This is a genomic window from Saltatorellus ferox (assembly GCA_007751475.1).
In the GTDB taxonomy this organism is placed as follows: Bacteria; Planctomycetota; UBA1135; order UBA1135.
On the sequence record CP036434.1, the window covers coordinates 2992114 to 3007129 of the forward strand.

General features: G+C 67.4%; 10 protein-coding genes. 8 read left to right on the forward strand and 2 right to left on the reverse strand.

The features are described from left to right. Positions 1-17: 17 nt before the first annotated feature. The 8 genes from Poly30_RS10660 to Poly30_RS10695 all read left to right on the forward strand — a co-directional run bounded on the left by Poly30_RS10660 (position 18) and on the right by Poly30_RS10695 (position 12658). On the forward strand, positions 18-1409 hold the full coding sequence (locus tag Poly30_RS10660; RefSeq protein WP_145197051.1) for a di-heme oxidoredictase family protein: 1392 nt from the start codon (positions 18-20) through the stop codon (positions 1407-1409). Further along, positions 1409-2461: a hypothetical protein gene (locus Poly30_RS10665; RefSeq protein WP_145197053.1), complete on the forward strand. Its 1053-nt coding sequence runs from the start codon at positions 1409-1411 to the stop codon at positions 2459-2461. The genes Poly30_RS10660 and Poly30_RS10665 overlap by 1 nt, the downstream gene beginning before the upstream one ends. Continuing rightward, on the forward strand, positions 2461-4212 hold the full coding sequence (locus tag Poly30_RS10670) for an FG-GAP repeat domain-containing protein (protein WP_145197054.1): 1752 nt from the start codon (positions 2461-2463) through the stop codon (positions 4210-4212). Before Poly30_RS10665 ends, Poly30_RS10670 begins: the two co-directional genes overlap by 1 nt. An 18-nt stretch (positions 4213-4230) precedes the next feature. Further along, entirely contained in the window at positions 4231-5448 is a 1218-nt protein-coding gene (locus Poly30_RS10675) for a VCBS repeat-containing protein (protein ID WP_145197055.1), read from the forward strand. A gap of 76 nt (positions 5449-5524) precedes the next feature. Then, positions 5525-7306, forward strand: coding sequence for an FG-GAP repeat domain-containing protein (locus tag Poly30_RS10680; protein WP_419191237.1), 1782 nt, complete (start codon positions 5525-5527; stop codon positions 7304-7306). Positions 7307-7383: 77 nt separating this feature from the next. Next, positions 7384-8001 (forward strand): class I SAM-dependent methyltransferase, encoded by a 618-nt coding sequence (locus Poly30_RS10685; RefSeq protein WP_145197059.1) that lies wholly within the window; start codon positions 7384-7386, stop codon positions 7999-8001. Between the two features lie 223 nt (positions 8002-8224). Continuing rightward, positions 8225-9436, forward strand: coding sequence for an efflux RND transporter periplasmic adaptor subunit (locus Poly30_RS10690; RefSeq protein ID WP_145197061.1), 1212 nt, complete (start codon positions 8225-8227; stop codon positions 9434-9436). Positions 9437-9493: 57 nt separating this feature from the next. Further along, a complete protein-coding gene (locus tag Poly30_RS10695) occupies positions 9494-12658 on the forward strand; it encodes an efflux RND transporter permease subunit (RefSeq protein WP_145197063.1) in 3165 nt (1054 codons plus the stop codon). Positions 12659-12666: 8 nt separating this feature from the next. On the opposite strand, the gene Poly30_RS10700 is transcribed toward Poly30_RS10695, so the two are convergent. Both Poly30_RS10700 and Poly30_RS10705 read right to left on the reverse strand, forming a co-directional pair. After that, positions 12667-13743 (reverse strand): S66 peptidase family protein, encoded by a 1077-nt coding sequence (locus Poly30_RS10700; RefSeq protein ID WP_419191238.1) that lies wholly within the window; start codon positions 13741-13743, stop codon positions 12667-12669. A gap of 27 nt (positions 13744-13770) precedes the next feature. Next, the gene (locus tag Poly30_RS10705; RefSeq protein ID WP_419191239.1) at positions 13771-15012 is read right to left on the reverse strand and encodes a deoxyhypusine synthase family protein; all 1242 of its coding nucleotides are present in this window, start codon (positions 15010-15012) and stop codon (positions 13771-13773) included. Between the last annotated feature and the right edge of the window lie 4 nt (positions 15013-15016).

The following is a 15016-nucleotide window of genomic DNA, read 5'->3' on the forward strand; positions in this document are numbered from 1 at the left end:
CCCCTCTCTCCCTTCTCATGATGCCTCCCTTCGCACGGCTCTTGCCTGCGGCCCTCTGCCTGTTCGTTGGAACGGCAGCCGCCCAGCAGCAGCCACAACCCCTCATGGGGCTGCCGGTCCCCGGGCTCACCCCCGCGGAGTCCACGCTGTTCCTCCAGGGGCTCGCGGCCTTTTCCGCGCCGCTTCTCGAATCCGAAGGCGCAGGTCCCGTTTTCAACGAGACGACCTGCGCTGGATGTCACAACGTCCCTGCCATCGGAGGATTCGGCACGCGGCGCGTGACGCGCTTCGGCGTGGCCGCCACCGCGACGACGCCGTTCCAGGCGCTGGATCAGTTCGGCGGCACGCTGCTTCAGGACCAGTCGTTCTCGCTGACCTGTCGCGAGTCCCTTCCGCCCCAGGCGAACCACACGGCGCTCCGGGGAACGCCGATCCTCTTCGGTTCGGGGTTGATCGATTCGATCCCGGACAGCGTCCTCATCGCTCGCGCGAACCAACAGCCCTCGAACCTGGCTGGCCGCGTTCACATGGCCCAGCCCATCGAGGATCCGAACGGTCCCATGCGCGTGGGGCGCTTCGGCTGGAAAGGCGGCATTGCGACCGTCGATAGCTTCTCGCTCGATGCCGGTCTGAACGAGATGGGGCTCACGTCGCAGTTCCTTCCGTTCGAGAACGCCCCCAACGGCGACCCCGCGCTGCTCGCGCTCTGCGATACGGTGGCGGATCCCGAGGATGCGCCCGACGCCGCTGGGTTCACGCGAACGGATCGCTTCACGCACTTCCAGAAGTTCCTCGCGGCTCCGGCGCAGACCCCCCGGTCCGGCATGAGCGGCGAACTCATCTTCGAGGCCGTCGGCTGCGCCGACTGCCACGTGCCGTCGTACACGACCGGCCAGGTCGCGGATCCCGCGCTCTCCGGCCAGCACATCCAGCCGTACTCGGACTTCCTGCTGCACGACATGGGCGCCCTCGGGGACGGCATCGTCGAAGGCGAGGCCACCGAGACCGAGATGATGACGCGTCCGCTCTGGGGCCTCGCCCAGCGCGGCACCTACCTGCACGACGGCCGCGCCGTCGGTCAGTCGTTCGAAGGCAACGTCGAGATCGCGATCGCCGAGCACGGTGGGACCGCGCAGCCGTCGGCTGCCGCGTACCAGGCGCTCTCCCAGGCCGACAAGGACCTGATGCTCAGCTTCCTCGCCTCACTGGGCCGCGCCGAGTTCGACTGGGATACGAACAACACTCTCGATGAGTTCGACTGGCCCTTCCTGGAGCCGCTCGTCACCGGTCCGGATCCCTCGATTCCGGTCACGCCCGACGACCCCGGCGCCATCGGCGACCTGGATCAAGACGGCGACTTCGACCTTGTGGAATTCGGTTCTCTTCAGCGTGTGTGGACGGGTCAGTGATGGTGTTTTCTTCGATTCAAAAAGCGCGCGCTTGCGCGCTCACGCTGGCTCTCACGGCTTCGGCCGCCAGCGCTCAGGTCACGCTCGACCTCGCGGCCGTTTCCAACGCGGGCGCGACGGCGGGTGACAGCACCGTCTACGCGCTCCCCGGCGACGTGGTCGCCTACGCCGTGACGGGCCAGCTCGGCGGCGAGGCCAACCAGGGCCTCGCGATGTTCGCCTTCGATCTCTCGTTCAGCGGCGGTGCACTGACCCAGGCCAGCGCGCCTGCGAGCGGCGCACTGGCGCAGTTCGTCAGCCCGCTGGGTTTCAACAACCCCGAGGGCTTCGGCGGAACCGTGCGCGGCGGCGATCTGCTTCAGGTCGGCGGCGCGATGAACACGATCGCCAACATGTTCGCACCGTCGCCCAGCGGCACGGTGACGACCGGGATCGCCTCCGGGATGCCCGAGGTTCTCGCGACCGGTTCGCTCACGGCGCCGACGGCGCCCGGCACTTATCAGCTGACGCTGGCGAATCCTTTCGCCAACGCGCTCAACACGCTGCAGCCCGCGGGGTTCTGGTCGGTGAAGCCGGTCGAGCCGGCGGATCCGTCGCCGCTGACGCTCGTGGTGCTGGACTGCGGCATCTCGAACTACTGCACGGGCAAGCTCAATTCGGCGGGCTGCGTGCCCGCGATCAACGCCGTCGGTAGCGCGTCCATCTCCGGCGGCAGCACGGTTACGCTGACGGCCCAGGACGTGGTCAACGGCCAGACAGGGCTCTTCGTGTGGAGCCTCGAGGCCGATAGCGTGCCGCTCTACGGCGGCACTCTCTGCGTTGGACAGCCGTTGTTCCGCATGCTCGAGCCGACGACCTCTGGCGGCGCCGGGATGCCGGGTACGAGCTGCGGCGGCTCTTTCGCGCGGACGATCGACGCGGCATTCATCAGCGGCGCGGGTCTCGTGCTCGGTGATACCGTGCATGCCCAGTGGATCTATCGCGACCCGTCGAATGCGGACGGAACCGGAGCTGGCCTGACCGACGGCGTGCGCTTCACGGTTTGCCCCTGATGCGACCGAAGGGGCGACAGGTCCTCGGGCTTGTCGCCCTTCTGCTTTCACCGATCGGCGGCCGGCTGTCGGCAGCCCGGCCGGTGCTCCAGTCGGAGGTGGCGGAGGACGCTCCCGCAGCGGAAGCGCTCGACGAGATCGAGGCGCTCGCGGAGTCGGCGAAGCCCTGGCTCGAGGCATTCGAGCGCTGGCTCGGAACGGGTGGGGAACCGCCCGCTCTCGGAACCGGTGAGTTCCGAGGGGACTGGTGGGTAGCCCTCGGCCCGCATGTCCAGGGCCGGACCGAGGGGGCTCGCTGGTCTCGAGCCCGCGGCGGTGAGCCCGAGGTGCAGGATGCGGCCACGTTCGCGGCAGCGCTGCTGGGAGAGAGCTCTGACCGCGGCGAAGGGGCGGTGCATACGAAGGTGGTCGCGACCAGGGTCGACCCCGAGGGGCTGGGAATCGGGGGGGGGGGAATCGGGGCGTTCGAACTCGACGTGCGCGTCGAGATCGAGGACGCTGCTTCGCCGCCCCTGTGGCAGGTGGTCGGCGCGCTCACGATCGGGTTGCTTTCGTCGGAAGAAGACGCGGCCTCGGTCACCCACGTCGAGTTGAAGTCCGTGGAGCGAGTGGAGGTCGACTCCCCGCTCCTCGTCGAAAAGACCGCGGCGATTTTTCAGGCCCAGCCCGAGGTCGCCGAACTTCTCGGCGTCGGCATGGACCGCTGGGCGCAGCGGCTCGACGACCCGGGGCTGACCGCCTGGTTCGGTCATCAGGGGCTGGCGGTGGGGGACGCGAACGGCGACGGGCGCGACGATCTCTACGTCGCGATGCCCAGCGGACTGCCGAACCTGTTGCTCGTCCAGCAGCCCGACGGCACCGTGCTCGACCGGGCCGAAGAGCTGGGCGTCGGCTGGCTCGACGACACCAAGGGCGTCCTCTTCATCGACGTCAACGGCGACGGACGCGACGACATCGTCAGCGCGCTCGGCCACGTGATCGTCGTTCAGTACCAGGATGGCCAGGGCATGTTCCAGATCGGCGGCTGGTGCGTCGCGCCCGACGAGACGCCGTTCTACGGCATCTCGGCCACGGACTTCGACGGTGACGGCGACCTCGACCTCTTCGGCGCCCGTTACGTCACCTCGCAGTACGGCAAGTCGGTGCCCGTTCCGTTCCACGAGGCGCGCAACGGGCCGAGCAATCACTTCTTCCGCAACACCGAGCGCGGGTTCCAGGACGTGACCTTGCCGATCGGCCTGACGAGCGCGGACGGCGAGCGCTTCAGCCTCGCCGGGCACTTCCTCGACTTCGATCGCGACGGAGATGACGACCTGTACGTGGTCAACGACTTCGGCTCGAACCAGCTCTTCGAGTTCGACGGCGGCAAGTTCAGCGATGTGACGGCGACGTTCGGCGCGGCCGATCCCGGGGCCGGCATGGGCGCGGCCTGGTCGGACTACGACGCCGACGGCGACCTCGACCTCTACGTCTCGAACATGTTCTCGTCGGCGGGGCGCCGAGTCGCTTTCCAGGCCGCGTTCGCAGAGGAACGTCCGGAGTCCGAGCGCGTGGGCATCCAGCGACTGAGTCTCGGCAACACGCTTCTGCGCCGCGACGGGGACGGCTTCACCGACGTCGCCGATGCGTCGAACACGCGGATGGGGCGCTGGGCGTGGGGCGCGACGTTCGTGGACCTCAACGGCGATGGCCGCGACGACCTCGTGTCGCCTGCGGGCTTCCTGACGGGGCCCGAGCCGGGCGACTTGTGAAGCGCGTTCTGGCGGCGCGTGGCGCCGCTCGACGCCGAGGAGAAGTCCACGGGTGACGCGTATCTCGATGCGTGGGCGGCGATCAGTCGCTCGATGGAGTCGGGGATTTCGTGGAGCGGACATGAGCACAACGTCGCGTGGCTCAACGCCTGCGACGGGACGTTCGTGGAGGCGTCCGCGGTCGCTGGCTTCGACCAGGTCGAGGACGGTCGAGTGGTCTGCAAGACCGACTGGGACCGTGATGGGGACATGGACCTGTGGCTCCGCTCGCGGAACGGCGTGACCCTGCGCTATCTGGAGAACCAGTCGAATCCAGCCTCGTTCGTCGAGGTCACGGGACTGGGTCGCAGGACGGTCTTATCCATCGAGCTGGTCTCGGGTGCGAGCGGGGAAGATAGTTCCATCATCGAACGCGTGATCCCGGTCCCGGTGACCGACGGGTACCTCTCGGCGCCGACGCGTCGCGTGACGCTCGCGCTGGGGCCCGGCGAATCGGTCGCCGCCATCGAGGGTGAGAGCGTGCCTGCGTCCGGTCGCCCTGTTCGACGTTTCGATCTCGCGGGCGGTCAGGTCCCCGAACTCGAGGAGTCTGCCGTGGCCGTCGGATCTCCAGGAGAACGGGGGGTGCTGGCGGAGTCGCCGCTTCCCATGAGAACGGTGCTGCGTTCCCCGCTTCCGCTGCCGCCAGAGCGCCTCGACGCGCTGGGAGTCCCGCATGAGCGGGAACCGGCTGTGCCCGCCGCTCGTCTACTGGTGGTGCGATCCAGCGAATGCCCCACCTGTCGAGCTGTCCTCCCGGACGCTCTGGCCGAGCTCGAGAAGAGTGAGGTGCCCGTGCAGGTGATCGAGTTCCCCGTTTCGATGGACCTCGCGTCCGTGGATCCCTCCCGGGCGAGCACCGCTGCGGCGCTGTGCACGATTCTGGAGTCGGTGACGGGGCCGGCAGGGAGCGTCGAGCTGGCTCTGCCGCTGTCTGTCCTCCTCGATTCGACGGGCGCGGCACACACGATTTACCAGGGCGATCTCGACGCAGGCGCCGTGTCGCAGGATGCGACGTCCTTCGTACTCGACCCCGTGAAGGCAGCGTTCCGTCCGGCCTGGGGCCGCCCCGGTCGAGGAAGTCGCTGGTTCCATGGCGCACCGCGCTCTTTTGACTCACTCCGGGCCGCGCTCCTGTCCCAGGGACTCGACTCCGACGAACACTTCTTCGCTGCGATCTCCGCACGAAACCGCTAGCCTTTTCGCGGTAGTCCGAGCGATGCCCCTTTCGCATCCAAGGCTCCGCTTGCTCTCCCATCTCACGCCACTCCCCATGAAAACGACACTCCTACGGTTCGGCGCGGTCTCTGCCGCGCTCACCATCGCGTCCGCCAGCGCCCAGAGCATCAACTGGGCCGAGTTCTCACAGGACAACGCTCGCCTGAACGCCGCTTCCTCCGTTGGCCTCGGGGACGTCGAGGAGAAGGACTACGCCTTCGGCGATTTCGACAAGGATGGCTTCATCGATCTGATCGCGGTTCGCAAGCAGCCGTACACGAGCCAGGGCCGCCGCGTCAACGTCCTCTTCATGAACGAGGGCGGTACGCTCGTCGATCGCTCGGCGCAGTACGCGGCCGCGTCCGACGTGCCCGGCGACCAGGGGTTCCTGACGCCAACCAATGACCGCGATGTGGTCGTGGGCGACGTCAACAACGACGGCTGGCTCGACTTCGTCACGGCGACTACGTTCACGCCGAACCAGACGAAGGAACTCAGCCACCCGCGCGTGTACATCAACCTCGGGGAGTCGGGCGGTGTGTGGCAGGGATTCGTCCACGAGGCAGCGCGGATTCCGGACTGGGGCTCCTACCCGAACATGTGCGGCGTGGCGCTCGGCGACGTGACCGGCGACGGCTACCTCGACCTTTACTTCTCGCACTACGAGCAGATGGCACTCGTCGACCTGAACGACCGCCTGCTCATCAACGATGGCACGGGCTTCTTCACGGATGAGAGCTCGCTCCGCATGACGACCGCCATGCGCGGTTCGTCCTTCGGAACGTCGGCCAGTATCGCCGACATGAACGAGGACGGCGTCATGGACGTGATCTCGGTGTCGGGATCCGGCCAGACGGGGGGCTTGACGCGCTCGTCGATCGCCTACAACAACCCGAACAACGAAGGCTTCTTCAATATCCTTCAGACGCCGTACACCGGCGCGCCGTATCACGTTGCCGTGGGCGACCTGAACGCCGACGGTCATCAGGACATGATCCTGTCCGACGACTCCGACGACCGCTACCTCCTCAACGAGGGCAACGATGTGTTCGGTCGCGTCGACTGGGGTCCCGCTCAAACGTTCGGGACCGATGACGGCTTCGGCAGCAACAACTACATCACGGATATCAACGCCGACGGCTTTGCCGAAGCGGTCATCTGTGACGTGGACGTGGACCTTTCGGGCTGCAGCCGTCGGATGCACATCTTCCACAACCGTGGAACGGTGCCCGGCAGCAGCGTCGTGATCCGCGAGGAGCGCTCGGGCTCGAACTACGGCGCGCTCGGCCTTCCGCAGCTCTCCGGCGTCCACGACGTCGCCATCTTCGACATCGACAACGACGGTGACATGGACATGGTCGTCGGCCGCTGCAACGGAACGGTGGTCTACATGAACCAGCGCGACCTCGTCGGCGTGGACTACTGCAGCGAAGCGATTCCGAACTCGACCGGATCGGTCGCTGACCTTCAGGTCGTGGGTAGCCCGGTCGCGTCGGACAACGACATGACGCTGCTCTGCACGGACCTTCCGCCCAGCACGTTCGGATTCTTCCTCGTCAGCCCGGCCCGCGCGGCGATCCAGCAGCCCGGCGGTAGCGTGGGCGTGCTCTGCATCGGAGGCTCGATCGGGCGCTACGTCGGTCCGGGCCAGATCCTGGACTCGGGCGCTGCCGGCGAGTTCTCGCTGACGATCGACACCTCGGCGATCCCGACCCCGACGGTGAACGTTCAGGCGTCGGCTGGTGACACGTTCCACTTCACGGCGTGGTTCCGCGACAGCTTCCTCGGTTCGGCGACGAGCAACTTCGCGGACGCCGTGTCCGTGACGTTCCGCTGATCGGGAGCCGAGAGAATGGGGGCGGGGCGCCGATGACCAGGGTCGTCGGCGCCCCGCTTCTCTTGATCTGAATGCCGATGAATCAGGACCTCGAGGACCTCAGCCGCACGGACGTCTACCTGATCGACCAGATCCTGAAGGGTCGGATCGTTCCGGGGTCTCGACTCATCGACGTCGGCTGCGGCGGAGGCCGCAACCTGCCCTGGTTCCTGCGGAACGGCTTCGATGTGACCGCCCTCGATCCCAACCCCGAGGCTTTCGTGGTCCTCGAGGAAGAGCTTCGCTGCCGGGGCCTCGAGCTACCGGCGAGCCGCCGCGTCCTCGGCTTCGTCGAGTCCGCCGACCTGCCGGCACAGAGCTTCGACGTGGTTCTTTCCAACGCGGTTCTGCACTTCGCCCGCGGGCACGCGCACTTTCGCTCCATGCTGGACGCCACCTGGCGTCTCGTGGCGCCAGGTGGCCTGTTCTTCGCGAGGCTGACCTCGTCGGTCGGCATCGAGCCAGGGATCCGCCCCCTCGGCGACGGCCGCTTCTGGCTGCCGGACGACAGCGAGCGCTACCTCGTCACGGAGCGCGCCCTCCTCGGGGAGACCGAGCGTCTGGGGGCAGAGCTCATGGACCCGATCAAGTCGACGGTGGTCCAGAGCCTGCGGACGATGACGACCTGGGTGATGCGGCGGCCTCACCCTGGATGAGGTCGCCGCTGCCGGCCGGGCCGAGTGGGGCAGGGCTGGGTCGTTCGAAGTGGAGCGCCACGCCGTCGGTGCAGGCCCGATCGAGCACGAAGTCGACGCTGCCGGCGCTCCTGCACGGGGCATAGACCAACCTTAATGGTCGCCATACGTCGGGGAGAGGCGGCATCGGTGATATGGCGTCGCCTGGAGGCCTGTCCCTCCACCTCCACGAACCGTCGAGACCATGACCAACACCTCCCCAAGCAGCGAAGACACAGGCGAAGGGCACTCGAAGACCGCGAGCGTTGTACGCCGCGTCCTTCCCATCACCGTGCTCTTGCTCGCGGTCGCCGCAGCGTTCCTCTACTTTCGTGAGCCGAGGGGCGCACCGGAGCGAGAAACCCCGGGTCAGACGGCCGCGCAGGCGCTTCCCGTGTCCATCTACACGGTCAAGAAAGAGGACATCCCGGTTCGTCGACGATTCCTCGGTCGAACCGAGGCTTCGAAGGTCGTGGAGATCCGCGCGCGCGTCGCGGGCTACCTGCTTTCACGCTCGTTCGAAGAGGGCACGTTCATCGAAGCCGGACAGCTTCTCTTCGAGATCGATCCGCGCCCGTTCCAGAACGACCTCGCCCGCGCGGAGGCCCACCGGGCGAGCGCCGAGGCGACGCTGGAGCGCGCACGTCTCCAGGTGGCCCGCTACACGGAGCTCACGAAGAAGCAGTCCGCCACCGAGGGGGATCTGGAGGAATGGCAGCGTCAGGAGGCCGTCGCGGCCGCGGACGTAGCGCTGGCGCGGGCCGAGAAGGCCGCGGCCGACCTGAACGTCGAGTACACGCGGATCGTGGCCCCCGTCTCGGGCATGATCGGCGAGGCCCAGAAGGAGGAAGGTAGCTACGTGGACGCGGGCAGCAATGGACTGATGGCCGTGATCCAGCAGGTGGATCCGCTGCACGTGCGGTTCTCCTTCACGGAGAAGCAGATGCTCCGCTGGCGTGAACAGGAAGAGCAGGGGGTGACCGTCGCCCCGCCGCTCTCCGAGACCAACGTCCAGGTAATGCTGGCGGACGGGAGCGTCTGGCCGGAGAGCGGACGGGTGGACTACGTGGACCCGCTCTTGGACACCACGACCGGCACCGCCCAGCTGCGTGCGTCGCTCCCCAACACGAAGCGCACGCTGAAGCCCGGACAGTTCGTCCACGTGGAGATGCAGGGCATCACGCGCGTCGACGCGATCCGGGTGCCCCAGAACGTCGTGAGAATGTCGCCGACAGGAGCCAGCGTCTTCGTCGTCGATGACGAGAGCCACGTCCAGGTCCGCCCCGTGACCCTGGGTGAGTGGTCGGGCAAGGACTTCTGGATCATCGAGGAGGGCCTGAGCCCCGGCGATCGCGTCGTTACGACCCGCCTTCTCATGATGCGAGCCGGGATGCCGGTCCAGATCGTCGAGCCCTGAACTCCGATCCACTCCGAGCTCCGATCGACCCCGAATTCCGATCGACCCTGAACACCCATGATCTCACGCTTCTTCATCGACCGCCCCGTCTTCTCGATCGTGCTGTCGCTTCTGATCTCGATCGTCGGGGCCGTGTCCATCTTCGTCCTCCCGGTAGCGCAGTTCCCGGAGATCGTTCCGCCCACGATCGAGATCACGGCCGCCTATCCCGGCGCAGACGCAGAGACGGTCGCGGAGGCCGTCGCCGCTCCTATCGAGCAGGAACTCAGCGGCGCGCAGGACCTCATCTACTACCAGAGCCAGTCGAGCAACAACGGCCAGTGCAAGATCACGGTCAGCTTCGAGATCGGCGCCGACCAGGACTTCGCCGCGGTCGAGGTCCAGAACCGGCTCTCGATCGCGGAGGCGAAGCTGCCGGCCGAGGTCACGCGCCAGGGGATCACGGTGCGGAAGGTCTCCAGCAGCATCCTCGGCGTGGTCGCGCTCCAGTCGCCGGAGGGAACCTACGACGACCTCTACCTCAGCAACTTCGCGACGATCAATCTACTGGACAGACTCCGTCGCGTGGAAGGGGTCGGCGACGCGACGTCGTTCGGTAACAAGGACTACTCGATGCGGATCTGGATCGATCCGGATCGCCTCGCGCTGAAGGGGATGACCATCGCCGACGTGACGGCCAAGCTCCGCGATCAGAACGCGGTGTTCCCTGCGGGTACGGTGGGGCAGCGGCCCACCGACGGGGAGGTGCTTCTGACGCTCCCCATGCTGACGCGCGGCCGACTCCAGGACGTTTCCGAGTACGAGAAGATCATCCTGCGGGCCGAGCCCGACGGGCAGATGGTGCGGCTTGCGGACGTGGCGCGGATCGAACTCGGGCCCCAGGGGTACAACCTGACCGGTCGGCTCGACGGTCAGCCCACGGCCACGATGCTGATCTCGCAGAAGCCCGGCGCCAACGCGCTCCAGACGATGTCCGCGCTGCGCGCCGAACTGGCCCTCGCCGCCGAGAAGTTCCCCGAGGACATCACGTGGAGCATCCCCTACGACACGACGAAATTCGTGGGCGCGTCCATCAACGAAGTCGTGCGCACGCTGATCGAAGCGGTGCTGCTCGTGCTCGCCATCGTTTTTGTGTTCCTTCAGTCCTGGCGCGCCACGCTGATCCCGCTGCTGGCGGTCCCCGTCGCGATCATCGGAGCCTTCGCCGGCATGCTGGCGCTCGGTTTCTCGATCAACACGCTGACGCTGTTCGGCCTCGTCCTCGCCATCGGAATCGTCGTCGACGACGCGATCATCGTGGTGGAGAACGTCGAGCGGATCATGGAGGAAGAGGGCCTGGCCGTACGCGAGGCGACCATCAAGGCCATGGACCAGGTCACAGGGCCGGTCATCACGATCGTCCTCGTCCTCTCCGCGGTCTTCGTTCCGGTCGCCTTCCTCGGCGGATTCACGGGCCAGATGTACCAGCAGTTCGCGGTCACCATCGCCATCTCGGTGGCGATCTCGGGTCTGGTCGCGCTGACGCTGAGCCCGGCGCTCTGCCGCCTGCTCCTGCGACCGGCGCACGGCAAGAAGAACGTGCTCGCCCGCGGCTTCGACCGCGCGTTCGGCGGACTGACCGATGCCTTCGGCAAGGGGGCCCGACTCGTCATCCGGGGCGCGCTGTTCTCGCTCCTCGTCTTCGGTGGACTCCTCTATGCGACGGTGAGGATGAACGACACGGTGCCCGGCGGCTTCCTTCCCCAGGAAGACCAGGGGTACGTCATGGCGATCGCGATGCTGCCCGACGGCTCCTCGCTCGACCAGACGCAGAAGGTGGTCGAGCAGGCCGAGGCCTTCTACCTGGACCACCCCGCGGTCGATCACGTCGTCGCGCTCGTCGGGTTCGATATCCTGAACGGACGCACCACGGCGACCAACATGGGGATCATGTTCGTGCCGCTGAAGTCCTTCGAGGAGCGCGCGGAGCTGGGCGTGACCGCAGACGACATGGTGGCGCTCAGCCAGCAGCTCACGATGCAGGTCGAGGAAGGGCTCATCATCACGATCAACCCGCCCGCGATCCGGGGGCTCGGGACGCGCTCGGGCTTCACCGCCGAACTCCAGCAGCTGAGCGGCGGCACGATCGCCAAGCTCTCCGAGGTCGGCCAGAAGTTCATGGATGCGGCCCAGGCCCACCCGATGATCGAGACGCCGAACTCGACGCTACGCGTGTCCCTGCCCCAGGTCTTCGTCGACCTCGACCGGGAGAAGGCGCAGATGATGGGCATCGACCTCGCGAGCGTCTTCGAGCCGATGCAGGCATTCTTCGGTTCGCTCTACGTCAACGACTTCAACCAGTACGGCCGCGTCTGGCGCGTCCAGGTCCAGGCCGAGCCCAGCGCGCGAACGACGCCCCAGGACATCGAGGACATCTACGTGCGCAACCGCGACGGAGAGATGGTGCCGCTGGCGGCGCTGGTCGACACCCGCTTCCAGGTCGGACCGAACATCGTCACCCGCTACAACGGCTACTCGGCCATCGAGATCACGGGCGCGCCTCCGGTGGGGATCAGCAGCAGCGAGGCGATGGACGCTGTCCGCGAGATCGCGGCCGAAACGCTGCCTCCCGGCTACGGCATCGACTGGAGCGGGGCCTCGTACCAGGAGATCCGCGCGGGCAACCAGGCGCCCCTCGTCCTCATGTTCGGCCTGCTGATCGTCTTCCTCGTCCTCGCGGCGCAGTACGAGAGCTGGTCGCTTCCGGTCGCGGTGCTTCTGTCCGTTCCGCTCGCGGTTCTCGGAGCGCTGCTGGCGGCCTGGATGCGCGGCTACTCCCAGGACATCTACTTCCAGATCGGTCTCCTGACGCTCGTCGGGCTCTCGGCGAAGAACGCGATCCTCATCGTCGAGTTCTGCGTCGAGCTGCGGAGTCAAGGCAAGGGGATCGTCGAGTCGGCGGTGGAGGCCACGATCCTGCGCTTCCGGCCGATCGTCATGACCTCGCTCGCGTTCATCCTGGGCGTTCTGCCCCTCGCCATCGCCACAGGCGCCGGCGCGGCGGGCAGGCGCTCGATCGGGACAGGCGTGATCGGCGGGATGCTGATGGCCACGTTCGTGTCGATCCTCTTCGTGCCGCTGTTCTACACCCTGATCCAGCGCGCGGTGGAGTTCCTCGCCCGCGGCAAGGCCCGGGCAGGTGAGGGCGGAGAGGGGGCGTTCGCTCCCGAGCCGGCCGGGTAGACTCCGGCTCAGGCCCAGCTCACCGCGGGCTCCATGATCCGGATCGTCGCCGCGTCCGCGTCCATCTCGATCTCGGCGCCGATCGGCACCGTGAACTGATCGTCGATATGGCCGAGCATCGTGCCGCGGAAGGCCGGGATGCCCAGCGGACCGACGTGGTCCATCAGGACCTCTTCCAGCGTCAGCGAGCCGTGGCCGTTGCCCGGCGGGCAGTCGGTGCAGCGGCCGAAGATGAACCCCCGCAGCTTGGAAAGGACGCCGGACAGCGCCAGCTGGGTCATCATCCGGTCGATTCGATAAACGGCCTCGTCCACGTCCTCCAGGAACAGGATCGCGCCGTCGAAGTCGGGGAGGTACGGCGTGCCGACGATCGCCGTCAAGACGGTGGCGTTGCCCCCGAGGAGCCGGCCGCGCGCCTTGCCGCCACGCAGTGTGCGCGTGCGGTCTTCGGTCTGGACCGTCTCGTCGGACTTGATCTTCGTGGGATTCGAAAGGAGCGGCGCGGCTCCCTCCATCAGCAGAGCGCGCTGATGATCCGCCGTGAAAACGGACTTCGGGAACGGGCCGTGGAAGACCACGAGGCCCGTTCGGTGGTGGATGCCGGACAGCAGCGCGGTCGAGTCGCTGTAGCCCACGATCACCTTGGGGTTGGCGGCGATCGCCTCGTAGTCGAGGTGCGGAAGCACTCGGGCCGAACCCCAGCCGCCGCGGGCCCAGATCCCCTTGATCTCGGGATCGAGCACGAAGCGCATGATGTCGGCGGCGCGATGCTCGTCCGTCCCCGCGAAGTAGCCGCGACGATCGAAGTAGTGCTCGCTCAGCACGGGGACGAGGCCCAGGGAACGCAGCGCGTCCTGGGCGATGTCGATGCTGATCGTGTCGAAGGCGGCCGTCGCCGGATTGACGAGACCGACGCGATCGCCGGGCTTCAGACCGGCGGGGCGGATCAAGCGCTTCGCCGCCTTCGGACCACCCCTGACGTTTGGATCGGGGACGTGTGGCTGCCCGCTCGGCTCACCGCGAAGGGCCAGCAGTGGGAACCCCGCCGCGGCCGCCAGAAACGCTCTTCGGTCTTCTTGTCCCATGCTGTGGCTCCTTGCCGTTCCGTTCGTTCAGGCGAGGTCGTACTCGACCGAGGCCATGAGTTCGTCGCGGCGCGCGGCGATGTCTCCGCGCAGCGACTGTACGAGGCGGTCGCGCTCCTCGAAAAGGCGGTAGCCGTCGTCCGGACGCAGGTAGCCCTTGGCCTCCGGGTGACGCTGGAGAAGGATCTCCTCGCCGAGGTCGTCCCTGAGTCGCGCGAGGCGGTCGCGCTTGTCGAGCAGGGCCTTCGTGATGATCGGCATGACCATCGAGTAGTCGGCGGGCATCGACTCGGTCGTCTGCTGGTACACGTCCTTGTCGACCTTGCCCCAGGTCACGGCCTCGGCGGGCGGGCACGACGAGAGCGAGCCGTCCGTGACGGGCGCGGTCGTGATCTGGATGTCGTACTTGTAGCCGCCGATGTCCTCGAGGCCGAGGATCTGGCTGAGCGCGGGCTCGGGCTGGAGGTTGAAGTTCTTCGGCACGCCGCCGCCGAGCACCAGCGTTCCTAGCGCCTCGGTCTCCGACTCGCGCTGGCCCCAGACGTGGTACGCGCAGCTTTCGAAGACCTCGGCGTGGAGATCGAGGTCGAACCGGTGCTCGCCCATGCCTTCCTGGGCCATCGCCCAGAGCTTCATCGAGTTCAGGAACACGGAGCCATCCCCGGGAGCGCCGACGAAGATCGGGATCGCCTTGCGGTGGCAGAGCGCGAGCAGGCCTTCGGGCGCGCCGTTCTTGGCCTCCTGCCGGGCGTAGCGTGCGCCGAGCAGGTAGCGCATCTCGGTGCCGGTCATGCGCTTCTGGAACTCCGGCTGCCTGAGCACGGCGGACAGGAACTGATCCTGGCCCAGCAACACGTTCTCGTCGAAGCCGACGTCCGTGATGCGGATGATGCGATCGTCGCGGAGCGCACCGTCGTCGCCGAAGATCGGCACCTCGTGGATCGGGTGCTTGGCGGCGTCGTCGAGGCAGCGGTGGCCGTCGTGGTAGCAGACCGCGTCGGTCGTGGAAACGAGGCAGAACCAGCCGGTTTCCAGCAGCGGGTTCAGCCACGCGATGTGCTGGCCGCTCGCCGTCACCGGTCCTGCGACCGCGAGCGTCATGGGCACGCCCTCGCCGATCGCGCGATCGAGGAGCCCGAACACGCGGCGCATGTACCCGCCGCCGAAGCTCGGGAACGCATGCTCCAGAAGATGGTCGAGGTGGCGGATCTCCGTGACGGGGCGGTGACGGAGGGGAGCGCCGCCGGCGGCGCAGGGTTGCCCTTTCATGGGC

Excerpts from the sequence above, each read along its gene's own strand:
- Poly30_RS10705 (WP_419191239.1), bottom strand. The coding sequence starts at position 15,012 with ATGAAAGGGCAACCCTGCGCCGCCGGCGGCGCTCCCCTCCGTCACCGC.
- Poly30_RS10695 (WP_145197063.1), top strand. The coding sequence starts at position 9,494 with ATGATCTCACGCTTCTTCATCGACCGCCCCGTCTTCTCGATCGTGCTG.
- Poly30_RS10685 (WP_145197059.1), top strand. The coding sequence starts at position 7,384 with ATGAATCAGGACCTCGAGGACCTCAGCCGCACGGACGTCTACCTGATC.
- Poly30_RS10700 (WP_419191238.1), bottom strand. The coding sequence starts at position 13,743 with ATGGGACAAGAAGACCGAAGAGCGTTTCTGGCGGCCGCGGCGGGGTTC.
- Poly30_RS10680 (WP_419191237.1), top strand. The coding sequence starts at position 5,525 with ATGAAAACGACACTCCTACGGTTCGGCGCGGTCTCTGCCGCGCTCACC.
- Poly30_RS10690 (WP_145197061.1), top strand. The coding sequence starts at position 8,225 with ATGACCAACACCTCCCCAAGCAGCGAAGACACAGGCGAAGGGCACTCG.
- Poly30_RS10665 (WP_145197053.1), top strand. The coding sequence starts at position 1,409 with ATGGTGTTTTCTTCGATTCAAAAAGCGCGCGCTTGCGCGCTCACGCTG.
- Poly30_RS10660 (WP_145197051.1), top strand. The coding sequence starts at position 18 with ATGATGCCTCCCTTCGCACGGCTCTTGCCTGCGGCCCTCTGCCTGTTC.
- Poly30_RS10670 (WP_145197054.1), top strand. The coding sequence starts at position 2,461 with ATGCGACCGAAGGGGCGACAGGTCCTCGGGCTTGTCGCCCTTCTGCTT.